This is a genomic window from Enterobacter sp. BNK-8 (assembly GCF_048685095.1).
In the GTDB taxonomy this organism is placed as follows: domain Bacteria; phylum Pseudomonadota; class Gammaproteobacteria; order Enterobacterales; family Enterobacteriaceae; genus Enterobacter; species Enterobacter quasiroggenkampii.
Window position 1 is genome coordinate 231,947 of record NZ_JBLQTN010000001.1, and the last position, 20,495, is coordinate 252,441.

Genomic DNA, 20,495 nt, shown 5'->3' on the forward strand with positions numbered 1-20,495 from the left:
TCAGTACTCCAGTTTTAACGTGATATCGTCGCTGTAGTTCCCTGCCTGGGCGGTTGTCAGCGCCCCGGCGTCAATGACGCCATACAGCGTTTCCTCCTGTTCCGCACCGTTGCCGGTATCGTCCAGGCCATTCGTACCGGTGATTTGCGTCTGTTTGCCTTCGTCAGCAAAGAGCTTCCACGCAATCTTCTGCGCGCCCGTTTCGCCATTTTCCGGCTTCAGCCAGAAGGTACCGTTTTCGCCGTCGTTGCTGGTGGCAGTGAGGGTGAACGGCGTGCCGTTGGTACAGACGATATCGACCTGCGTTTTGGCTTGGATTTCGCTCGACTCATCGGAGCCGTGACGCGAGAAGTTAAGATCGTTGGCTTTGAGGGTGCACGACTTCACGACCTCAAGTGAGACGTGCATCGTCGCGCTTGCGGTACTGTCTGCGGCGATCGCAGCAGCAGGAAGCAGGAGAGCGGAACAACATACAGCGGTGGGAATAATTTTCATGATCTTATTTCCTGACGTGAGTAACAGTGCAATTACAAAGCGAATGACTGAGCGTCCAGCAGGCAGCGTTTTTGATGGCATTCCGCCAGGTTGTGGCAGCAAAAAGTGGGGCAAGGCCATAAGCAGGCGTTGCCGCGCAGAACGATGACCCGATCGCCAGCATTCGGAATGAAAGGGGTCATTTTCTCCCCCACAGATAGCCCTGGCCGTAATCGGCCTCGCTGGCGCGGGCCAGCGCGAAATCACCCGCGGTTTCGATGCCTTCGATCAGGACCTTGCTGGCGACGCGCTTGCACTCGCGGGTGAGATGCAGAAACTTCGCCTGCTCGGTCCGTCCGTTCCAGAAGGTATGTTTGTCAATTTTGATGCCGCAGAAGCGGATCTGGCTGGTCAGCAGGTCGGGAAGAAGGTCTTCGCAGACATCGTCTGCCCACACTTCTATCCCCCACTGATGGAGCGTCGCGATGCATTTTTGCAGCACCCGGCTTTGCGTATCGTCGAGTTGGACCATCGTATGGAGATCGGTGATCTCGATAGCAAGTCTCTCCGGGCACGGGGTTTCTGCTTTTAGCCTGTCGAGGAAGTCCGTTTCCAGCAGTAAATCCGATGTCGCATTGAGATAATACTTGTCGCCATCCTTGCAAAACATGGCGTGACGAAGCTGCGCAAAGAAGTGCGCTTTACGCTGCGTCGCCGACATCGAGCCAAAGTAATCTTCAAGATTGACGTTGGGCTTTGCCGTGGACAATACCTCCCAGGCAATCACATTTTCACTGCGCAGTGCCCGGATGGATTCGAACTTATAGCCGGTTAGCATGATAAACGTGCGTAACGCTCCGTGGTGATTTCAGGAGCTGCACATTTTATGGATTTGGTTTTTGGCGGGATATTTATAGATAAAAATGGCTTATATAAAGTGTTTTTATCTAATTTATAAGAATTATATAGGATTATTTATTTTCATAAGCGCCCGGCAGAACGCCGGGCGCGACGTGCATTAACCCGCTTTGCTGATGATTTTGATTTCGACCATGCCGATCCCGAGCTCACGCGGTGAGTGACCAAGGATATTCCCCTCGTTCGTGGACTGCGGGTCCGGCGGCACGATGACCAGGGTATTGCTGCGTGAAGGATTCTCAAAATGCAGCGTGTGCGTGCTCACGTCGTTTCCAAGCGTTAACGTCTGCTCCCGATCGCCCACGCGCACGGGGACGGGCTTGTTAGCATTCGGCCCATAGGCCCTGGCGGTGATCACTAGGTCGAACTGTTCCGGCAGGGGATGGGTGTACTCAATTTTCACCTCATTGCCCAGCTGCGCGTTGGACCAGCGTCCCCAGGACTCCGGCCGCGAGATGCCGCTAAACTGCTTCACTTCTTCCGGCGCGCCAGCCACGTTAAAGATAAAGCTGTCCGCTTTGTAGCGAATATCGTTGTCGACGATTTTCAGCATATCGACGTTACGCTGATAGCGCGCGGTATCAATCACCGTATCGTTGAAGGCGGTTTTGCCTTTCCAGTTTGCCTTATCCACGTGCTGCACGGTTTGCTCGCCGCCGAGCTGGCCCTGAGAAACGCACCAGTCGGTAGAGAGCGCCAGCGGCTGCGACCAGAGCTGGCCCATTTTGTAGCACCGGTCGACCCAGACGAAGTTATCGCGTGGCGCAAAATCGGCCAGCTGATAGCGCAGCGGCGCGGAATACTCGCTTTCTGGCAGCGGCTCAACGCGACCCTCCGACACGCGTACCAGCAGCGGCAGGCGGAAGTTGCTGCCCGAGAAGGCAATGGTGTTTTTATCCCGATCGACGGTGAAGTCCTTCATCTCTTTCGGGAAGTTCCACAGTCGGATGATGTCGGGCTTCCAGGCGAGGATTTTTTCCTTCATGTTGAGGAACACTTCCGACAGGGATTGCCCCGACAGCGTGCTGCGGCCCAGGCCAATAAAGTTGTCGCCGCCCAGGATGTCCAGCACGGTGGCGCCGTTATCCATGGAGTTGCGTTTGGTGGCGATCTCCTCCTGCTGCGGCTGGTCGCCGCGCAGGACGAAGAACAGATTGCTGCGATCCTGCTTGTTGAGCTGGTCCCACGCGCTGTTTTTCATCGCCAGGTGATCGGACGAGACGACGATGACGGTGTTTTTAAACCAGGGCGAGGCTTTGATTTTCTCGACCAGCGCGGCAATGTGCTCCTGACTGCAGGTGACGGCGCTAAATGATTTATTGTTTTTACCATCAATGTCATAGCTTTTGCGCTTGCAGGTGCGCGAGACAAACCCGTCCGGATGGTGAGTGTCCACCGTCAGCGCAAAGAGAGAGAAACGCTTGCCCGCGCGGGACAGCTCCTCGAATTTCTTCCAGGTTTCGTCGAGTACCGTATCGTCATAGAAGCCCCAGTCGTTGCGGTAGCTCGGATCGGCAACCGTCGTTTTTAACTCTTCTGAGCCGTACAGGTGGTCAAAACCGTGGGATTTCAGGAACACATCTTTTCCGGCGAAGCGCAGGTTTGCTCCCTGCACAAAATAGTTTTCGTAGCCGGAGTTTTTCAGGATATCGCCGAGGCAAATATTCTGCGGGAAGAAGGTCGACATGGAGGCTGAGGCGTTACCTTCAAAAGGCGCGAACAGCGGGATACCACACTGGGAGGCAACCATACCGGCAATCGTGTAATCCGTACCGGGCAGCTGCATGGTGTGGCTGAAATCGAGACCTTCATTTTTCAGCGCACCCAGATCTGGCGTCAGGTCCGGGAAGGCATCGTTATCAAAGTACGTACGCTCCAGACTTTCACCGTAGATATAGACCAGATTGAGCGTCGGATTAGCGATCGTTTTCGACGGCTCTTTGTAGTAAGCCGCGAAATCCGGATCGCCGTCGCGCGACTGGGATTTCACCAGTTCGGTGATCTGATGGAACGCCGGGCTGGCGTCGACGGAGGCCAGCGCCAGGAATAACGCCAGCAGGCTGTAGCCATGATGGTGCGGATGATGGCGACGTCGACGCAGCACCCAGGCCAGCGCGCCAAAAATGGTGACCAGTGCAACGACAAGGCCGAGCCCCGGCAGAATGTACTTGCTGACCCCCGCGCCCGTCAGGCTGTTTGTCAGCGTGTAGAGCACCGCATCGTTAATGCCGTCACCGGTAAAGTAATCGCTGGCGTATAAGGTAATGTTTAAAATAATAAAAATGCCGAGCACCACCAGCGTGGCGATAAACCACCAGGTATGACGGCCGGCTTTCCAGGCGTAAACGCCGACAGAAGCCAGAAAAAGGATAAGAGACAGGAATTCAGACAACAGCATATCCTCGTGACGCCAGATGCTTCGCTGGCTAACTGTTTATTTTTTGGGTCATACAATGTAATTGCGATGTCGTTAAGCTGCAATTTTAGTGTCACGAAAGTGTGCTGTTGTTAGGATTTGGTTTAGAAAATCGTTTTTATGAAGACGTGCACATCCTGACAAACGGACGCTGAGACGGTGGCAGGCAGGAAAAACGCTCATTTAGCGCCGCGCTGCAAGACTATCGCATTAAACGCGGCGTGTTGTGGCAGAAAATGGGGTGGATCAGGAGATGAAATTAACGCCTTGTTTCAGCACCAGATCGCAGGCTTTGGTTTTCACCTGTTTGGCCAGAGAGGAGTTGCCGAGGGTGCTCAGGTTAAGCTGCTGACCGTTCTGCGCGTTAAGCAGGCCCTGAATGCCGTCCATATAGTTGGTGTCCGCTTTTTGCTCCTGGGTATCCAGACCCAGTTTACCCAGCACCTGGTTTTTCACGTTTTGCGCGTCAGTCACGGAGGCCAGTTTTTGCTTCGCGCAATATTCCAGAATCCCCGCCGCGTTGTTCATCGTGCCCGCGCTCAGGCTCTGACCGCTGTTGCCCAGCAGGCTGGTGAGGGAAGAGGCGGAGAGTCCGCCCTGCGTGCTGCTGCTCTCTTTGGTCAGCTCATTTGCTGCGCTTGACAGGGACTCCTGCCAGGACGCCGCCTGCGCTGCGCCGGTTACCAGCAGTGCGCCTAAAAAGGTGCTGATTAGAATCTGTTTTTTCATCATGGCTCTCTCAAAAGGTCCGTTTTGGGCCGAAGGGGTTCCAGTATATACCTGCGACCTGTCGGCGATTCCTGGAACTGTCTTAATACTCTTTCCCGGTGACGCGGCTGCGGTAACTATCCCAGTCGAAGATGACATACAGGCTGTTACCCAGCTTCATGCGGTCCATGACGCGTTCCCCCAGCAAGCGGGTCATCTCGTCGATGTTGTGGTTTGTCAGCATGCCGGTGGGGCGCTTGGACGAGGAGCGGCGATCGACAATCTGGTTAATGATCACCTTTTCATAGCGGGATTCCGTCTGAACGCCAATCTCGTCGATGACCAGCAGGTCGACATTACTCAGATCGTTAAGCAGCTGTTCTTCGCTGGTTTCGCGGTTGCTGAAGGTGTCTTTCATCGCGGACATGATATCGGCCACGGTGATGATCAGGACCGATTTACCGCGCAGAAGCAGCTCGTTGCAGATGGCGGCAGCCAGGTGGTTTTTGCCGGTGCCCGGCTTGCCGCTAAAGATGAAGCTGGCGATATTGCCGTCGAATTCATCCACGTACTGCCGCGCGGCGGCCAGCGCGTTCATCTGCCCGGTGGTCTCAATTTTATAGTTATCGAACGAGCAGTTCTGGTGCAGGGGACGAATTCCGGAACGGTTAAAGGTGCGCTGCATTTTCATCGCCCGATTTTCGCGGGCAAGCGCGGCGGCGCGGATCTTACCTTGCTCTTTTTGCCACGCCAGCAGCTCTTCACCGGTGGTGAAAGCAGGCTTCACGTTGGCAGGCATCATTTTTTGCAGACGTTTCATCAGGTCGCCGACGTTCTTCATTTCGCACCTCGGAATCCGCTGGGGATCTGTTTATCCGGTTCTGAAAACGCATTGATATCACGTTTTGGCTGACCATTGTTGCCGGCGCGGGTAATCTGGAGATGACGCGCGAGCTTTTGCTGCCACTGAATATGGGTGAACACTTTCCCTTCCGCCTGCCACCAGGCGGTAAACGCGGCAAGCTCTTCCGCGGTGGCGGGTTGGGTTAACGCAATGCCCCACAGCGCGGCCTGCCGCTGAAAATCTGCATCCGGCTGCCAGCCTGCATAGAGGGCAAATTTACCCATCGGAACGGTCACGGGAACGTTAACCGGTTCATCAAAGAACTGATTATCCAGCGTGACATCGCTTACCGGGCGTGACAATTGCGCTTCGATCTCCAGAAGCTGTGCCAGACGTTCCGGTGTGATTGCGTAAAACGCTGGCGCGTTGTCGGCAAAAACCGCAACCGTGCCCCCTTCGGCGTGGGTCAACACACCGCGAGGGTCGCGCATAAAGGCATCAATACCAGCAATGCTGGTGGTCAGAATTCTGGAGGACATAACGCTTACTCTACTGATGACTACGGGCGTGATATGGGCTTATGGTAGCACAGAGAGGGGAAAGGGAAGGAGGGGATTTCCCCGGCGGCGCTGCGCTTCCCGGGGCTACAGTTGTAGGCCTGATAAGCGCAGCGCCGTCAGGCAGTTATTACGCGATGATGTTCAGCGTGACGTCGATGTTGCCGCGGGTTGCATTAGAGTACGGGCAAACAATGTGCGCCGCATCGACCAGCTTTTTAGCTTCCGCAGGATCCATACCTTCAACATGGATGTTCAGTTTTGCTTCGATACCAAAACCGGTAGGCAGCGGACCAATACCCACTTCGCCTTCAATAAAGGCATCTTTTGGCAGGGTAAATTTGTCGCGTGCCGCCACGAACTTCATCGCGCCCAGAAAGCAGGCAGAGTAGCCCGCGGCAAACAGCTGCTCAGGGTTGGTCACGTCTCCCCCCATGCCGCCCATCTCTTTTGGCACACCCAGTTTGACGTCCAGTACGCCATCGGAGGAGGTGGCACGACCGTCACGGCCACCGGTGGCTTTTGCTTTGGCGGTATAAACAACTTTTTCTAAAGACATGGCAGGTTCCTCATCTTGTTTTAACGTGTGCTATTAAATAGCGTGCGATATATATGGGTAAATAATCACGCGTAAAGTATAGCGTTACGCGCGGTGTAGCTGTTGTCGCAAAAGTTCGAGCTGCTGTTTGAGCGCCAGCAGGGTGTCAGTATCACACTGCGCTGCGCACCCCACCGCATGGGGGATACCCAAAGCCTGCTGCTGGAGCTCACGTCCCGCTTCACTCAGGGTGACGGCGACTTGACGTTCGTCTTTGCGTGAACGGTGGCGGTTGATGAGCCCGGCGCTTTCCAGACGCTTCAACAGCGGCGTCAAGGTCGCAGAGTCAAGGAACAACCGTTCACCGATGTCCGACACCGTCATATCATCCTGCTCCCACAGCACCAGCATCACCAGATATTGTGGATAGGTCAGGTTCAGCGGTGCCAGCAACTGCCGGTACAGCTTGTTAAGCGCCAGATTTGCCGAATAGAGGGCAAAGCAGAGCTGGTTATCCAGCTTGAGCGCAGCGGTTGCATCGTTCGTTTTCGCGTTCATGAGATGAATATAGATAGTGTACGATTTAATTGCAAGCAATTTTATGGGCAGGTGTAACGGAGCGCCACCTGAACGGCCATTTTGCGGTAGTGCTGGCGCTGCGCCTGTTCGTCTGCGCCTTCTTCAAACAGCAGCGTAAAGGTGTAGCTGTTGGCAACGTAGTGAAAGCTGAAGCTGCTTATCAGACGATGAAGATCGCGGGCGTCTACCGTCTCACTGAAGAGCTGTTTTTCTTTCCCCCGGCGCAGGATCTCCTCCAGCAGGTCGAGCGCGCTGCGGTTGACCTGGCGGAGATAGCTCGACTGCTGCATAAAGCGGCCGCGCTGCATGTTTTCCATGCAGATAATCCGGATGTAGTCAGGGTGGTCGGCATGATAGTCAAAAGTGGCTTCAACCAGATTGACCAGCGCTTCGACCGGGGGCATTCCCGTCAGGCTTAGCGCTTTTTCACTGGCGCGAATCTGGGTGTAAACATGTTCCAGTACCAGGAGATAGAGGTTCTCTTTATTCTTGAAATGGTAAACCACCATGCGTTTGGTGGTGCCCGCTTTCTCTGCGATCTGCTCCATCCGTGCACCGTTCAATCCATACTCGGCAAAAAGCGCGATGGCGCTCTGAAAGATTTTCTCTTTCAGGCTGGATTCTTCACTGTGCTCGGGGTGTTCGCTGCCAGGGTTAGCCACATCCTTTCCTTATTTTCACCAAACGGACCAGACGGATTATCTCCACGGCAGCGAAATAACACAAATATCAAACGCGTGGGCGTTTGCGGTACAGCCACAGGCCGGGGATCGACAGCCCGATGGAGAGCGCGCCGACGATGGAGGACGCCTTAAGAAAGTTGCTCAGGAGGAGGATCATCTGAGGCTCGGTATAGCCGAAATGGCTGATTTTCACCGCGGAAATCATTGCGGTATAGGCCGATATGCCCGGGAACATCGGGATCACCGCGGCAACGGTGAATACTTTGGGATGTGCCAGGTACCAGCGCGACCACTGAATGCCGATACTGCCGACCAGCATGGAGGCCATAAATGTCGACCATTCGATGTTAAAACCCGCCGTCATCATCACCATGCGTGAGCCATGGCCAATCGCGCCCAGCAGGGCACACCACGGCAGAGCGCGTTGCGGGACGTTAAATACCATCGCGAAGCCGATGGCCGGAATCGCGGCCAGAAGCATGTCCTGCGCCAGTGCCAGCAGAAAATCGATCACGCCCATCCGCGTAGCCCCCAGAGTGTCATGGCCATGACCACGCCGATGCAGGTCGCCAGCGTCAGCAGGCTGGCGATAGCCCAGCGTGCCAGACCGGTATTGATGTGCCCTTTAAACATGTCGGCGACGGCGTTGATCAACGGAAAGCCCGGAACCAGCAGAAGCACGCTTGCGGCCATGGCAACGGTCGGGGTGTTGGCAAACTGCGGCAGACGCAGCAGCAGGCCAGAAACCGTGGTGGCGACAAATGCGGTAATGCAGAAGTTAATTTGCGGGTGCAGCTGCCGATGCGTCAGCAACTGGCGAACATACATGGCGATACTGCTGGCGAAAAAGGTGATGATTGCTCCGTCCCATCCGCCTTTGTTGAGCTTACAAAAGCAGGCGCACGAGAGCCCTACCATCAACACGACGAGCCAGCGCGGATAACGTAATGGCTTGATCTGGTTGAACCGTTTTTCAATCTCCCTGAGATCGAGAAGCTTATGTTCAGCGAGGATGACAATGTGCTGCACTTCGGTCACGACGTGCATGTTTATGCCGCGGTCATGGTTTTTGCGCGTGGAGGTCAGGCACTGACCGTCTTTAATCGTGGTCAGCACAATGGCATTGGATGAGATGGCACTTTCGACGCTGTCCATCCCTAGCGCCAGCCCCAGCCGGGTGGAAAGCTCCTCAACCAGCGCGCTTTCCGCGCCGTGCTGAAGCAGAAAAAGACCGCACTGAATACATAGCCGCGTGATAGCACGCTGCGTTGACCGCTCTGCCTGCATGTCGTGTCCTGAAAAAGATGGAGAGGTTGCCGGTTAGCTCATAATGAGTACTTTTAGCACAAAGTGCAGTCCCTCTTGCTGTGGGCCAGATCAAGGTTTGTGCAAACAGTGGCTGGCGGTGACGTGAAAGGGGGTGGGATTAATTTATTAATGCCGTGAATTATTAATATCAAAATATAAAATATTTGTATTTAGTTATTCTAATTTTAAATTGTCGTTATTTTAATGACTCCACAATTAAATTTTATTTCGCTTTGTGAGATATTACTGCTGTTTAGGCATTTCTTAAACTAAGCATACATCTCATCTTCTGCTTGTATTAACCAGTCTTACACTCAGGGACGAAATAGTCATACGTTGATGTGTTTTAACGTTACTCATCAAATGAAAAATGGACACGGAGGGTCTATGTTGTCATTGCATGGTAAGCATGGCGTTGTCATTAGCCGGATGCCCGTGATGCAAAACGGGTTAGGGGGCGTGATGGCACGTCATTTCCCCGATTTTGAATTGAGCTATTGCCGCTCATTGCAGGAATTAACGCTGCTCCAGTTACGCCGCGCGGACGTCATTATTGCCGATATTTCAGGCGAATACAGGAATCCTCGGGGTGCGCTTGAAGAATACTACAGTTTATTGAATCAATACCGGGACATTCACTGGATCTTTTTAGTCTCGCGTCCGCTTTACCCTATTGCGGTTGAGTTACTTATGCGCCCGGAAAGTACGTTGCTTTCTGATATGGAACCCATTGAAGGCGTGGTTAACGCGATTCGGGCAGGGAGTGAGCGGGCAGAGCGGATAAGCCAGACGTTATTAACCCCGGAGCCTCAGGGCACGGAGGATGAAAGCGAACACGTTATCGCGCTTACGCACTCCGAACGTAAGGTCCTGCGTCTGTTAGGGAAAGGATGGGGGATTAACCAAATCGCCACATTGCTTAAGAAGAGCAATAAAACCATCAGTGCGCAGAAAAACAGTGCGATGCGACGGCTTTCATTACGCAGCAATGCGGATATGTACGCCTGGATCAACAGTACACAGGGAATGAGAGAGCTGAGTTTGTTGTCAGCCTATGGAGAGTTCGAGGAATGGAAAAAACCGATTCAACAAGACATATCGCCATCATCGAAAGTTGCACGATGACGGCTGTCGGGCTACAGCATCTTTTTGCGATGCCCGGCCTGAGCCATTATCAGCTACACCTGTTTAGTGAATTTGACAGCTTTAAGAATGCACTTCGTCACGTTAATTTTTTCTCGCTGATCTATTCCCTTTCCGATGCGCGAGAGGAGCGCCGTAACTGCCTGGCGCACCTGCGGGACCTTGCGTTTACGCACGGCCATATCCAGCGCATCATTTTGGTTTCTGACGAGATGGAAGCACGGCTAATTAGCCATCTTTCTCCATCACGCCTGCACGGTGTCGTCAGTAAATCGGTGACGCTTGAGCATCTGCAGAAGGAACTCGTGGAGTTGCTGAGCGAAACGCTGCGTATCAATGACAATATGCTGAATCACTGGTACCGGAGCCAAAACAGGATGCTGAGCCCCACAGAACGGGCAATATTGCGTTATATGTCCTGCGGGTATTCCATCCCTGAAATCGCGGCACATCTTGAACGGAATATTAAGACCATCCGGGCACATAAGTTTAATGCGATGGTGAAACTGGGCGTGAATTCAGACGTAGGGTTACTTGATGCGGCAGATATTATTACGCATCTTCCTGCAAGAGAGCCGCAATGTTTGACTCTCCTCACGCCCACCTTTTTATAAACCGTTTTTGCGCGCCAGATACGCTCTGGCGCGTCAATCAGATACAGACATCCACCCATTTTGCGGAAGTCAGCTCTGCCATTCTGTCAGGTGAAATGCGCACAGCGCTGTGAATTGCGCCTGCGGCAGGCAGCACTTCGGCGTACTGCTTTAAAGAGATATCGCAATATACCGCGAGCGGGTTTTCCAGCCCGAACGGGCACACGCCGCCAACGGGATGACCGGTGATGGTCACTACTTCATCACTGCTGAGCATGCGCGCTTTCGCACCAAACGTGTCTTTCAGCTTTTTGTTATCCAGACGCGCATCGCCTTTCGCCACGACCAGAATCACCTCATTTTTAACCTTGAGTGACAGGGTCTTGGCGATTTGTCCCGGCTCGACACGATGGGCGGCAGCAGCCAACGCAACGGTAGCAGTACTTTGACTAAGCTCAATAACGTCTATATCCGGCGCGTTGTCGGCAAAAAACTGCTGTACAGACTGCAAACTCATTGTTTCCTCCTGACAAATATCCTGCGTAATCTGTCATAAGAAATTATGCTCTGTAAATATCTCTTAAGTAACAAATATCCCAAACGGCTGATTTCTGGATCCTCTTCACAATCACAGAAACCGGTTACAGTAACCGGTTGCAGAGCGGGAAGCGTAGATTAATACTGAGTACGTAACGTCCCCTGTATCCAATAATAAGAGCCAAATATGAAACCATTTCGTCTGAGCAGTACCGCTGGTTGGCAAGCCAGCAAGGTTGTGAAGCTGATGTATGGAACAACGTGCGGCGCGTATGTGCCCGTAACAAACGTCTGACAGGAGATCTGCCATGTCTGCCAACCATGCTGCGTTTAACCTGATATTCCGTTTCGTCGAAAATTACGTCAGCCCGATAGCCGGGCGGATCTCGTCCCAGCGTCATGTTATGGCTATTCGTGATGGGTTCATCTCCGCGATGCCATTTATGATCGTGGGTTCGTTTTTGTTAGTGTTCGCTTACCCACCTTTTTCGCCTGATACTACCTGGGGTTTCGCCCGCGCCTGGCTGGATATGGCGAAGCAGTTTGAAGGCCAAATCCTGACGCCGTTTGATATGACAATGGGCATTATGTCCATTTATATCTGTGCGGCGATTGCCTATAACCTTGGCAAACACTACGTCAAATCTCATCAGCTGGACCCGTTTATGTGCGCCATGCTGTCGCTGATGGCGTTTCTGCTGGTCGCGGCACCCAAAACCAAAGGCACGCTCCCTGTCGACAGTCTGGGGGGAACGGGCATTTTTACCGCGATTCTGGTGGCGATTTACTGCGTTGAGATGATGCGTTTCCTCAAAGCGCATAACATCGGCATTCGACTGCCGGACCAGGTCCCGCCGATGATCAAAAACTCTTTTGATCTGCTGATTCCGGTGCTGGTGGTGGTGGTGACCCTCTATCCTCTGAGCCTGGTGATTCAGTCTCAGTTCGGCATGCTGATCCCGCAGGCCATTATGTCGGTCTTTAAACCTCTGGTTTCCGCGGCGGATTCTCTGCCTGCGATCCTGCTGGCCGTGTTGATTGGTCATCTGCTGTGGTTCGCCGGGATCCACGGCGCTGCCATCGTCTCCGGAATGTTGCAGATGTTCTGGCTGACTAACCTGGGCGCTAACCAGACGGCACTGGCCGCCAGCCAGCCTCTGCCGCATATCTTCATGGAGGCGTTCTGGACGTTCTTTATCGTGATTGGCGGGTCGGGCGCCACGATGGGGCTGGTGATTTGTTATCTGCGCAGTCGTTCAGCGCATTTACGCTCTATTGGCCGTTTGAGCGTGGTTCCCAGCTTCTTTAACATCAACGAGCCGGTTATTTTCGGTACACCGATTGTAATGAATCCGGTGTTCTTTATTCCATTCCTGCTGGCACCGATGGTCAACGCCGTGCTGGCGTGGGCGGCGATGACGTTTGATTTGATTGGGCGCGTCATCTCGGTCGTTCCCTGGACGGCACCGGCGCCGATAGGCGCAGCGTGGGCCCTGGGCTGGGACTTCCGCGCGGCTATTCTGGTTGTGGTTCTGGCCTGCGTATCGGCGATCATCTACTTCCCGTTCTTCAAAGTGTATGAGAAGCAGTTGCTGGAGCAGGAAGCGGAAGAAGCGCAGCGTAGCGCGGAAGAGGACAATCAGCAGGTGGCATAGGTGAAAACAAAACGGCAACGCAGGTTGCCGTTTTTTGTTTTTGTAGGCCTGGTAAGCGAAGCGCTACTGGGCAATTCACTGCTCTACTTCAGCGTGCAATCTCCACACTGCTTAACGTCCGGCAGGCGATAACGCTGGCAGCAGGTGCGGCGAACCAGAAGCCCGTCACGGAGTACAACGGTGCGGAATAGCGGGTTGTCACGGCCATCGGAAAGCTGCCTGGCAAAGAAACAGAACTGACGCAGGGCCTCAACGTTCTCATCACCAAGCAGCGGCTTCATTTCTGTTAAATACCAGTGGATTAAATAGCCCGTATTGCTCCAGATAAGCTTCCCGTTAATCTCTCCCGTCGCTTCCAGCGCTTCCACCACCGGGATCAGAGTCTGGGTGATGAGCTGCTCCATACGTTCCTGAGCCGTCAGGCGTTCAGCGCTATGGTCTTCGTGGAGATCAATCCAGAAGCAGGCAGCACGTCCGGTTTCGTGAAACTCAACATGGAAATTATCCGGCGAGAGTTCCAGCATGCTCTTCTGTGTTAACAGCGCCAGCATGAGCGGCGGCACCATCAACCCGATATACCACTGCGCCCAGAGAGAGAGCAGGGGTTTATTTTCCCGCGTAAGAGTGGGTTGATTGCGATAGATATGGTCGGAATAGGTGGCCAGCAGCGATTGCAGCTTTGACGGCTGTCGCCACTCTGAGAGCGTCATCGCGTGGGACGGGGGCGCTTCATCAAGCCGGATAAAATCCAGCAGGTGGGCGCGCGTTTCCGCAATTTTGTCCCGTATCGCATCTGCAAGCGAAGCATTCCCGCTGGTGAGCGGCGCTCGCCAGAGGAGAGGTTCGACGATGTGGGCAGTATGCGTGGCCATAGTATAGATAGAAATCTAAATGATAATGATTGCCAATCCTAACTATTGCTCATACCAATGGCAAGACTTTTGTCCGGGTGACATCGTCGTTATGTCTACGCCGTCTGAATCTCTTCACTTAACAGAATGTTATTGCGTCCCATATGCTTTGCTTCATAGAGGGCTTTGTCCGCTTTTTCCAGCGCGCCTTCCACGTCTTCATCCTCGAAAATGGCGATACCAATGCTGATGGTGACGTTTGTCGCGACGCTTTCGTTAAACAGATGCGGGATTTTCAAATCATAGACTTTCTGACGGATCCGCTCGGCCGTCTGGCGGGCGTGTTCGAGTGAAATGTTGGTCAGCAGCACCATAAACTCTTCCCCACCAAAACGCGCCACAATATCGCGAGAACGCACGGCATCGCGGATTGCCGCAGAGACGCGCTTCAGCGCCTGGTCGCCCATCATATGGCCGTAATGGTCGTTATAGGCTTTGAAGTGGTCGATATCCATCAGCAGGACAAAATGCTCGCCATTTTCTACCGTGGGCAGATTCTCCAGACGGCTTTGCAGACCGCGACGATTATAGAGCCCGGTAAGCGGGTCCATCATGCTGAGATCGGTAAGGGTTTCTCGTTCTTCCAGAAGGCGAGAGAGCAGCTCCTGAGCGAAACGGTCGTTGCGTCTTTGCAAAATGTTATGAATAGCAATTGCCACCACAGGAAGTGCGAAAGAATAGGTCATTCTCAGCCATATATCGTGATCGCTTAACCACAGGCAGACAATAAAGGTGGGCAGTGAATGCAGCGTAAAGGCTTTGATATTACTGGCGAATGCCAGCGTGCCGATAAAAAGCACCGTTAAAAGCGCGATTAACAAATACGTCGCATGATCGTGGGTAATTAAGGCGAATTTGGAGACAATTTGCCAGGCCCACAAAATACCGAAGATCCCTGAAACGAGAGGAATATTTATCTTCCGCGCGCGCTTTCTCCAGTGCCAGATGAACAGGCCGGTACTGATGGAGAAAATAGCAATCAGAGGGGCGGAAAACAGTCGTACAGAATTGAGCGGGTTTGTTACCGAGAACACTGCCGAGGTTGCGTTCAGAAATAAAAATAAACGTAACGATAATTGATATTTTCTGTGAACCAAAGACCGCCAGGATTGTGATGTCATAGTCGTGTGTTTTTATTAAAATTTAATTAAAACAAATAAATAGATGTCGTTTCGCAATAAAATATGCAAAAAGCGCAAAGAGTAATTATCAGAAAATCTTTAGACGTTGTTAACAGGTGCGCAATTTATCACCTTAGGCAATTCCTGTCATTACGGGAAAGGTAAAGGTCGATGGATTTTGATTCATTCAGCTGACAAATGATAATCTCTGTCATATGATATTGGTTATCATTATCGTTGAAAGAGGGCAGATCATGTTGAACAGGGCGCTGGGCAGCGGTTGGGGGGTATTGCTACCGGGAGCTATTCTCGGCGGTTTGACGTTTGCCGATCTCTCTCTTGATACCTGGAAAGCCATCATTGTGTCAGGACTGTTAGTCACGTCAGGCATGATCTGGCATAAGCAACTGCGTCACTTTGTTTTACTGCCATCGTGTGTCGCGCTGGTCAGCGGAATTCTGGTGATACTGATGAGTTTGAAATAACAGGGAAAAGAAGATATTCAGAGGGGTTGTAAGATAATTGGTGCGAGGGGGGGACTCGAACCCCCACATCCTAAGGACACTAACACCTGAAGCTAGCGCGTCTACCAATTCCGCCACCTTCGCACAGTCATCTTACTCTTTATTGCTATGTTGATATCGCCTCGTTGGTGCGAGGGGGGGACTCGAACCCCCACATCCGTAAGGACACTAACACCTGAAGCTAGCGCGTCTACCAATTCCGCCACCTTCGCCCAGTGCGAGCAATATCATCGTGATTTATGGTGCGAGGGGGGGACTCGAACCCCCACATCCGTAAGGACACTAACACCTGAAGCTAGCGCGTCTACCAATTCCGCCACCTTCGCATACCATCGATACTGTAAAAGTATCGTAACCACGGAGGCGCATTCTAGATGTTTTCAGCTTTACGTCAACAGAAAAGTGCGCGTGATGCCTTGATTGATGGAAAAATGGCCGATGGACGCGCCCTGTATAGCCGGATGGCGCTTTCGCGTATCCGGCCTGGAGGGGAGGCGATTACTTTTTGGCCTGACGCGTCATCACGGTGCGGTAGACCTTAAAGCGACCCGTCTGGGCGATAACTTCGTGGAAGCCAAAGGTTTCATCCAGCACTTTCGGGTACGCCAGGAAGGCGTTCGCGACGATACGCAGCTCACCGCCGCTGTTGAGGTGACGGACAGCACCACGGATCAGCGTTTGTGCTGCTTCCAGGCTGGTCTCCATACCGTCGTGGAACGGCGGGTTAGAGATGATCATGTCGAAGCGACCGGTGATGTCGGAGAAGACGTTGCTCGCAATCACCTCGCCTTCAATGCCGTTTGCGGCAAGCGTTGCGCGGCTGGCTTCAACCGCCGGGGCGCTCACGTCACACAGGGTTAAGCGCACCTTTGGCGAATGGCTGGCGAGCACGGTAGAGAGCACGCCCGCGCCGCAGCCCACATCCAGCACTTTGCCTTTGGTGTGCGGCGTCAGAGTGGAAAGCAGCAGCTTGCTGCCCGTATCCAGCGCATCACGGCTGAACACGCCCGGCAGCGTTTTGATAGTCAGGCCGTCAAGCTGGTACTCATCCCAGTATGCCTGTGCATCAAACGTTGTCTGTTTTTCCAGACGGCCATGGTACAGACCACAGCGGCGAGCGCTGTCGACTTTGTTCAGCGGCGCATAGCCTTCCAGCAGCTGTTCCGCGCTACGCACGCCGCTGCGGTTTTCACCGACCACGAAAATATCGCAGCCGACCGGCAGCAGGGAGAGCAGGTTCATCAGCTGGAACTGGGCTTCCGGTTTATTCTTCGGCCAGTAGTAGATCAGCGTATCGCAGTCGGCGATATCGCTTTGCTCTGCCACCAGGCTAAAGCGCGCGCGCTCGCCCATCTGGCGGCTCAGCACCTGCCAGTGGTGGTAGTATTGGGTGTGGGCACGGCTTTCAGCACAGTCGAAACGCGCGGGCAGGTCATCCTGCATATCTCCGGCAAACAGAATACGGCTTTCTTCGAAATCATCACTGTGACGCAGCAAGACTTCACTTGCCGGGGTAAATGCAGACATGAATTGTTCCTCAATAAACTCAGGCGGGGATTATAGTAGGTAGATGGCGCACTTTCGACACATTTGCTATATTTGCGCGCCTGAGAGACAGGAGTTTTCCCTATGACATCCCGACGAGACTGGCAGTTGCAGCAGCTGGGCATCACCCAGTGGGCTTTGCGTCGCCCGACGGCGTTGCAGGGCGAAATCGCCATCTCCATCCCGGCGCACGTTCGTCTGGTGATGGTGGCGGAAGAACTGCCTGCCCTGAATGACCCCCTGATCGATGATGTCCTTCGCAGCCTGAAGCTGACGGCCGACCAGGTTTTACCGCTGACGCCAGAGCGTGTCGCGATGCTGCCTCCTGATAGCCGCTGTAACAGCTGGCGTATCGGAGAGGCGAATGAGATCTCTCTTCAGGGGAGCCAGATCTGCTCGCCAGCGCTGGACGAACTGAAAGCCAACCCAAAAGCGCGCAGCGCGCTATGGCAACAAATCTGCGAATATGAACACGATTTCTTCCCTCACGACGCCTGACCTGTCCACAGCGTTCGCGATTGAAACACGCGCCCACGCGTTTCCGTGGAGCGAAAAAACCTTCGCCAGCAATCAGGGCGAACGGTATCTGAACTACCGCCTGGACGTTGACGGCACCATGGCCGCTTTCGCGATCACGCAGGTTGTTCTTGATGAGGCGACGCTGTTTAATATCGCGGTTGATCCCGCGTTTCAGCGCCGTGGGCTGGGAAGAGAACTGCTTGAGCACCTCATCCGTGAGCTCGAAACCCGTGACGTTTTCACCCTGTGGCTGGAGGTGCGCGCGTCGAATGTCGCCGCCATCGCGCTCTATGAAAGCTTAGGCTTTAACGAGGCGACAATCCGCCGTAACTACTACCCCACCGCAGAGGGACGTGAAGACGCCATCATAATGGCTCTGCCGATTGGATAATAAAAAATAAGGTTGTAACGATGAAATGGGACTGGATTTTCTTTGATGCCGACGAAACGCTGTTTACGTTCGACTCGTTCGGCGGCCTGCAGCGGATGTTTCTCGACTATAGCGTAACCTTCACCGCTGAAGATTTTCAGGACTATCAGGCGGTCAACAAACCGCTGTGGGTGGATTACCAGAACGGTGCCATCACCGCGTTACAGCTTCAGCACCAGCGCTTTGACGTCTGGGCGGAACGCTTAAAGGTCAGTCCGGGAACGCTGAACGAGGCTTTCCTTAACGCCATGGCCGATATCTGTGCGCCGCTGCCGGGCGCGGTTTCCCTGCTGAATGCGTTGAAAGGCAAGGTGAAACTGGGGATCATCACCAACGGTTTTACCGCCCTGCAGCAGATCCGCCTTGAGCGTACCGGCCTGCGCGATCATTTTGACGCGCTGGTGATCTCGGAAGAGGTTGGCGTGCCGAAGCCAGATCCGCGAATTTTCGACTACGCGCTGGCGCAGGCCGGCAATCCCGACCGCGATCGTGTCCTGATGGTGGGGGATACGGCAGAGTCGGATATTCTGGGCGGCATGAAGGCCGGTCTGTCGACCGTGTGGCTCAATGCGCATGGCCGTGAGAAGCCTGACGGCATCGAGCCGACCTGGACCGTGACGTCGTTGAACGAACTGGAGCAACTCCTGTGTAAACAATGATTGCCTGCCCCCCGTTGATGGGTAAAATAGCCGCAATTTTGTATTCCATGATGCGTGGCGTGCTGCCGCGCTTATAAAAGAAGATTTAATTATGACGTTGTCTCCTTATCTGCAAGAGGTGGCCAAGCGCCGCACTTTTGCCATTATCTCGCACCCCGATGCCGGTAAAACGACCATCACTGAGAAGGTGTTGCTGTTCGGACAGGCGATCCAGACTGCGGGTACCGTTAAAGGCCGTGGCTCCAGCCAGCATGCAAAATCTGACTGGATGGAGATGGAAAAGCAGCGTGGTATTTCGATTACCACCTCCGTGATGCAGTTCCCGTATCACGACTGCCTGGTGAACCTGCTGGACACCCCGGGCCACGAAGACTTCTCCGAAGATACCTACCGTACCCTGACGGCGGTGGACTGCTGTCTGATGGTGATCGACGCCGCGAAAGGTGTAGAAGATCGTACCCGTAAGCTGATGGAAGTGACCCGTCTGCGCGATACGCCGATCCTCACCTTTATGAACAAACTCGACCGTGACATCCGCGATCCGATGGAGCTGATGGATGAAGTGGAAAACGAGCTGAAGATCGCCTGTGCGCCAATCACCTGGCCGATTGGCTGCGGTAAGCTGTTCAAAGGCGTTTACCACCTCTATAAAGACGAAACCTACCTGTATCAGACCGGTAAAGGCCACACCATTCAGGAAGTGCGCATTGTTAAAGGTCTGGACAACCCGGATCTGGACGCGGCGGTCGGCGAAGAGCTGGCCGCGCAGCTGCGCGACGAGCTGGAGCTGGTCAAGGGCGCGTCTCACGAATTCGACAAAGAGCTGTTCCTGAGCGGCGAAATTACCCCGGTCTTCTTCGGTACCGCACTGGGTAACTTCGGCGTTGACCACATGCTCGACGGTCTGGTGGAGTGGGCGCCGCAGCCGATGCCGCGCAAAACCGACACCCGTGAAGTGGAAGCGAAAGAAGAGAAGTTCACCGGCTTCGTGTTTAAGATTCAGGCCAACATGGATCCGAAACACCGTGACCGCGTGGCCTTTATGCGCGTGGTGTCCGGTAAATATGAAAAGGGCATGAAGCTGCGTCAGGTGCGTATCGGGAAAGACGTTGTCATCTCCGACGCGCTGACCTTTATGGCGGGTGACCGTTCGCACGTTGAAGAAGCCTATCCGGGCGATATCATCGGCCTGCACAACCACGGCACCATCCAGATCGGCGACACCTTCACGCAGGGTGAAATGATGAAGTTCACCGGTATTCCGAACTTCGCGCCGGAACTGTTCCGTCGCATTCGTCTGCGCGATCCGCTTAAGCAGAAACAGCTGCTGAAAGGCCTGGTCCAGCTCTCCGAAGAGGGCGCCGTGCAGGTCTTCCGCCCGATAGCGAACAACGATCTGATCGTTGGCGCGGTCGGCGTGCTGCAGTTTGACGTGGTCGTTGCGCGCCTGAAGAGCGAATACAACGTAGAAGCGATTTACGAATCGGTGAACGTCGCGACCGCGCGCTGGGTTGAGTGTTCTGACGTGAAGAAATTCGAAGAATTTAAGCGTAAGAATGAAGTTCAGCTGGCGCTGGATGGCGGCGATAACCTGACCTATATTGCCCCAACCATGGTGAACCTGAATCTGACGCAGGAACGTTATCCGGACATTCAGTTCCGTAAAACCCGCGAGCACTAATCCCCTCTCAGAGCACGGCATTCGCCGTGCTCTTCGTTATTTCCTGTCTTATTAATCCCTTGCGGAATGTTCTTAATTCAACGCAATTTCACGCTATTCGCCCATTTTTTACCCAATTCTGAAAGCGGCTCTGTGAGAGTGATCTATATTTA

23 protein-coding genes and 3 tRNA genes are annotated in these 20,495 nt (G+C 53.7%); 8 read left to right on the plus strand and 18 right to left on the minus strand.

Features of this window, described 5'->3' with window-relative positions:
* The 11 genes from ACMGGU_RS01150 to ACMGGU_RS01200 form a co-directional block, all read right to left on the minus strand.
* Positions 1–495 (minus strand): spore coat U domain-containing protein, encoded by a 495-nt coding sequence (locus ACMGGU_RS01150; protein WP_063620692.1) that lies wholly within the window; start codon positions 493–495, stop codon positions 1–3.
* A 178-nt stretch (positions 496–673) separates the two neighbouring features.
* The gene (locus ACMGGU_RS01155; protein WP_111967194.1) at positions 674–1,312 is read right to left on the minus strand and encodes an EAL domain-containing protein; all 639 of its coding nucleotides are present in this window, start codon (positions 1,310–1,312) and stop codon (positions 674–676) included.
* Between the two features lie 180 nt (positions 1,313–1,492).
* Positions 1,493–3,784 (minus strand): phosphatidylglycerol--membrane-oligosaccharide glycerophosphotransferase, encoded by a 2,292-nt coding sequence (gene opgB / locus ACMGGU_RS01160; RefSeq protein ID WP_045907851.1) that lies wholly within the window; start codon positions 3,782–3,784, stop codon positions 1,493–1,495.
* Between the two features lie 270 nt (positions 3,785–4,054).
* Complete coding sequence (locus tag ACMGGU_RS01165; RefSeq protein ID WP_024908282.1) at positions 4,055–4,537, minus strand: DUF2501 domain-containing protein; 483 nt, start codon at positions 4,535–4,537, stop codon at positions 4,055–4,057.
* Between the two features lie 82 nt (positions 4,538–4,619).
* Positions 4,620–5,357, minus strand: a complete 738-nt coding sequence (gene dnaC, locus ACMGGU_RS01170; protein WP_008502094.1) for a DNA replication protein DnaC — start codon at positions 5,355–5,357, stop codon at positions 4,620–4,622.
* Positions 5,354–5,899 (minus strand): primosomal protein DnaT, encoded by a 546-nt coding sequence (dnaT, locus tag ACMGGU_RS01175; RefSeq protein WP_252033060.1) that lies wholly within the window; start codon positions 5,897–5,899, stop codon positions 5,354–5,356. Before dnaT ends, dnaC begins: the two co-directional genes overlap by 4 nt.
* 148 nt (positions 5,900–6,047) lie before the next feature.
* Positions 6,048–6,476: an organic hydroperoxide resistance protein gene (locus tag ACMGGU_RS01180; protein WP_008502092.1), complete on the minus strand. Its 429-nt coding sequence runs from the start codon at positions 6,474–6,476 to the stop codon at positions 6,048–6,050.
* 84 nt (positions 6,477–6,560) lie between these two features.
* The gene (locus ACMGGU_RS01185; RefSeq protein WP_023293337.1) at positions 6,561–7,013 is read right to left on the minus strand and encodes a MarR family winged helix-turn-helix transcriptional regulator; all 453 of its coding nucleotides are present in this window, start codon (positions 7,011–7,013) and stop codon (positions 6,561–6,563) included.
* A 41-nt stretch (positions 7,014–7,054) separates the two neighbouring features.
* Positions 7,055–7,696, minus strand: coding sequence for a TetR family transcriptional regulator (locus ACMGGU_RS01190; protein ID WP_008502090.1), 642 nt, complete (start codon positions 7,694–7,696; stop codon positions 7,055–7,057).
* A gap of 67 nt (positions 7,697–7,763) precedes the next feature.
* Positions 7,764–8,237 (minus strand): threonine/serine exporter, encoded by a 474-nt coding sequence (locus tag ACMGGU_RS01195; RefSeq protein WP_045907727.1) that lies wholly within the window; start codon positions 8,235–8,237, stop codon positions 7,764–7,766.
* On the minus strand, positions 8,228–9,004 hold the full coding sequence (locus tag ACMGGU_RS01200) for a threonine/serine ThrE exporter family protein (RefSeq protein ID WP_048028601.1): 777 nt from the start codon (positions 9,002–9,004) through the stop codon (positions 8,228–8,230). Before ACMGGU_RS01200 ends, ACMGGU_RS01195 begins: the two co-directional genes overlap by 10 nt.
* Before the next feature lie 408 nt (positions 9,005–9,412).
* On the opposite strand from ACMGGU_RS01200, the gene ACMGGU_RS01205 reads away from it, so the two are divergent.
* Both ACMGGU_RS01205 and bglJ read left to right on the plus strand, forming a co-directional pair.
* The gene (locus tag ACMGGU_RS01205) at positions 9,413–10,150 is read left to right on the plus strand and encodes a helix-turn-helix transcriptional regulator (RefSeq protein WP_045907729.1); all 738 of its coding nucleotides are present in this window, start codon (positions 9,413–9,415) and stop codon (positions 10,148–10,150) included.
* A complete protein-coding gene (gene bglJ / locus ACMGGU_RS01210) occupies positions 10,147–10,782 on the plus strand; it encodes a DNA-binding transcriptional activator BglJ (RefSeq protein WP_063620702.1) in 636 nt (211 codons plus the stop codon). The genes ACMGGU_RS01205 and bglJ overlap by 4 nt, the downstream gene beginning before the upstream one ends.
* Positions 10,783–10,819: 37 nt before the next feature.
* On the opposite strand, the gene ACMGGU_RS01215 is transcribed toward bglJ, so the two are convergent.
* Positions 10,820–11,278: a YbaK/EbsC family protein gene (locus ACMGGU_RS01215; RefSeq protein WP_008502085.1), complete on the minus strand. Its 459-nt coding sequence runs from the start codon at positions 11,276–11,278 to the stop codon at positions 10,820–10,822.
* 328 nt (positions 11,279–11,606) lie between these two features.
* Between ACMGGU_RS01215 and ACMGGU_RS01220 the strand changes: the two genes are divergently transcribed.
* The gene (locus ACMGGU_RS01220; RefSeq protein WP_045907731.1) at positions 11,607–12,953 is read left to right on the plus strand and encodes a PTS sugar transporter subunit IIC; all 1,347 of its coding nucleotides are present in this window, start codon (positions 11,607–11,609) and stop codon (positions 12,951–12,953) included.
* 83 nt (positions 12,954–13,036) lie between these two features.
* Here ACMGGU_RS01220 and fhuF read toward each other — a convergent pair whose 3' ends face one another.
* Positions 13,037–13,825, minus strand: coding sequence for a siderophore-iron reductase FhuF (gene fhuF, locus ACMGGU_RS01225; RefSeq protein ID WP_420300194.1), 789 nt, complete (start codon positions 13,823–13,825; stop codon positions 13,037–13,039).
* 95 nt (positions 13,826–13,920) lie between these two features.
* Positions 13,921–14,985: a GGDEF domain-containing protein gene (locus ACMGGU_RS01230; protein WP_325842017.1), complete on the minus strand. Its 1,065-nt coding sequence runs from the start codon at positions 14,983–14,985 to the stop codon at positions 13,921–13,923.
* Positions 14,986–15,200: 215 nt separating this feature from the next.
* On the opposite strand from ACMGGU_RS01230, the gene ACMGGU_RS01235 reads away from it, so the two are divergent.
* The gene (locus ACMGGU_RS01235; RefSeq protein WP_048028591.1) at positions 15,201–15,470 is read left to right on the plus strand and encodes a DUF1435 domain-containing protein; all 270 of its coding nucleotides are present in this window, start codon (positions 15,201–15,203) and stop codon (positions 15,468–15,470) included.
* A 38-nt stretch (positions 15,471–15,508) separates the two neighbouring features.
* Here the strand turns inward: ACMGGU_RS01235 and ACMGGU_RS01240 are convergent.
* From ACMGGU_RS01240 to rsmC, 4 genes are all read right to left on the minus strand, one after another.
* Positions 15,509–15,593 (minus strand) — tRNA-Leu (locus tag ACMGGU_RS01240).
* A gap of 42 nt (positions 15,594–15,635) precedes the next feature.
* Positions 15,636–15,721: transfer RNA gene (locus tag ACMGGU_RS01245), tRNA-Leu, on the minus strand.
* A 28-nt stretch (positions 15,722–15,749) separates the two neighbouring features.
* Positions 15,750–15,835 (minus strand) — tRNA-Leu (locus ACMGGU_RS01250).
* Positions 15,836–16,007: 172 nt separating this feature from the next.
* On the minus strand, positions 16,008–17,036 hold the full coding sequence (gene rsmC / locus ACMGGU_RS01255; protein ID WP_039265277.1) for a 16S rRNA (guanine(1207)-N(2))-methyltransferase RsmC: 1,029 nt from the start codon (positions 17,034–17,036) through the stop codon (positions 16,008–16,010).
* Positions 17,037–17,138: 102 nt separating this feature from the next.
* On the opposite strand from rsmC, the gene ACMGGU_RS01260 reads away from it, so the two are divergent.
* From ACMGGU_RS01260 to prfC, 4 genes are all read left to right on the plus strand, one after another.
* Positions 17,139–17,552: a DNA polymerase III subunit psi gene (locus ACMGGU_RS01260; RefSeq protein ID WP_045907736.1), complete on the plus strand. Its 414-nt coding sequence runs from the start codon at positions 17,139–17,141 to the stop codon at positions 17,550–17,552.
* Positions 17,521–17,964: a ribosomal protein S18-alanine N-acetyltransferase gene (gene rimI / locus ACMGGU_RS01265; protein ID WP_008502078.1), complete on the plus strand. Its 444-nt coding sequence runs from the start codon at positions 17,521–17,523 to the stop codon at positions 17,962–17,964. The genes ACMGGU_RS01260 and rimI overlap by 32 nt, the downstream gene beginning before the upstream one ends.
* Positions 17,965–17,984: 20 nt before the next feature.
* Positions 17,985–18,662 carry a pyrimidine 5'-nucleotidase gene (yjjG, locus tag ACMGGU_RS01270; protein ID WP_045907737.1) on the plus strand — a complete coding sequence of 226 codons (678 nt, stop codon included), beginning with the start codon at positions 17,985–17,987 and terminating at the stop codon, positions 18,660–18,662.
* A 91-nt stretch (positions 18,663–18,753) separates the two neighbouring features.
* Positions 18,754–20,343, plus strand: coding sequence for a peptide chain release factor 3 (gene prfC, locus ACMGGU_RS01275; protein ID WP_063434345.1), 1,590 nt, complete (start codon positions 18,754–18,756; stop codon positions 20,341–20,343).
* The last annotated feature ends 152 nt before the right edge of the window (positions 20,344–20,495 follow it).

Excerpts from the sequence above, each read along its gene's own strand:
- ACMGGU_RS01150 (WP_063620692.1), bottom strand. The coding sequence starts at position 495 with ATGAAAATTATTCCCACCGCTGTATGTTGTTCCGCTCTCCTGCTTCCT.
- ACMGGU_RS01155 (WP_111967194.1), bottom strand. The coding sequence starts at position 1,312 with ATGCTAACCGGCTATAAGTTCGAATCCATCCGGGCACTGCGCAGTGAA.
- ACMGGU_RS01165 (WP_024908282.1), bottom strand. The coding sequence starts at position 4,537 with ATGAAAAAACAGATTCTAATCAGCACCTTTTTAGGCGCACTGCTGGTA.
- dnaC (WP_008502094.1), bottom strand. The coding sequence starts at position 5,357 with ATGAAGAACGTCGGCGACCTGATGAAACGTCTGCAAAAAATGATGCCT.
- dnaT (WP_252033060.1), bottom strand. The coding sequence starts at position 5,899 with ATGTCCTCCAGAATTCTGACCACCAGCATTGCTGGTATTGATGCCTTT.
- ACMGGU_RS01180 (WP_008502092.1), bottom strand. The coding sequence starts at position 6,476 with ATGTCTTTAGAAAAAGTTGTTTATACCGCCAAAGCAAAAGCCACCGGT.
- ACMGGU_RS01185 (WP_023293337.1), bottom strand. The coding sequence starts at position 7,013 with ATGAACGCGAAAACGAACGATGCAACCGCTGCGCTCAAGCTGGATAAC.
- ACMGGU_RS01195 (WP_045907727.1), bottom strand. The coding sequence starts at position 8,237 with ATGGGCGTGATCGATTTTCTGCTGGCACTGGCGCAGGACATGCTTCTG.
- ACMGGU_RS01200 (WP_048028601.1), bottom strand. The coding sequence starts at position 9,004 with ATGCAGGCAGAGCGGTCAACGCAGCGTGCTATCACGCGGCTATGTATT.
- ACMGGU_RS01205 (WP_045907729.1), top strand. The coding sequence starts at position 9,413 with ATGTTGTCATTGCATGGTAAGCATGGCGTTGTCATTAGCCGGATGCCC.
- bglJ (WP_063620702.1), top strand. The coding sequence starts at position 10,147 with ATGACGGCTGTCGGGCTACAGCATCTTTTTGCGATGCCCGGCCTGAGC.
- ACMGGU_RS01215 (WP_008502085.1), bottom strand. The coding sequence starts at position 11,278 with ATGAGTTTGCAGTCTGTACAGCAGTTTTTTGCCGACAACGCGCCGGAT.
- ACMGGU_RS01220 (WP_045907731.1), top strand. The coding sequence starts at position 11,607 with ATGTCTGCCAACCATGCTGCGTTTAACCTGATATTCCGTTTCGTCGAA.
- fhuF (WP_420300194.1), bottom strand. The coding sequence starts at position 13,825 with ATGGCCACGCATACTGCCCACATCGTCGAACCTCTCCTCTGGCGAGCG.
- ACMGGU_RS01230 (WP_325842017.1), bottom strand. The coding sequence starts at position 14,985 with ATGACATCACAATCCTGGCGGTCTTTGGTTCACAGAAAATATCAATTA.
- ACMGGU_RS01235 (WP_048028591.1), top strand. The coding sequence starts at position 15,201 with ATGATATTGGTTATCATTATCGTTGAAAGAGGGCAGATCATGTTGAAC.
- rsmC (WP_039265277.1), bottom strand. The coding sequence starts at position 17,036 with ATGTCTGCATTTACCCCGGCAAGTGAAGTCTTGCTGCGTCACAGTGAT.
- ACMGGU_RS01260 (WP_045907736.1), top strand. The coding sequence starts at position 17,139 with ATGACATCCCGACGAGACTGGCAGTTGCAGCAGCTGGGCATCACCCAG.
- rimI (WP_008502078.1), top strand. The coding sequence starts at position 17,521 with ATGAACACGATTTCTTCCCTCACGACGCCTGACCTGTCCACAGCGTTC.
- yjjG (WP_045907737.1), top strand. The coding sequence starts at position 17,985 with ATGAAATGGGACTGGATTTTCTTTGATGCCGACGAAACGCTGTTTACG.
- prfC (WP_063434345.1), top strand. The coding sequence starts at position 18,754 with ATGACGTTGTCTCCTTATCTGCAAGAGGTGGCCAAGCGCCGCACTTTT.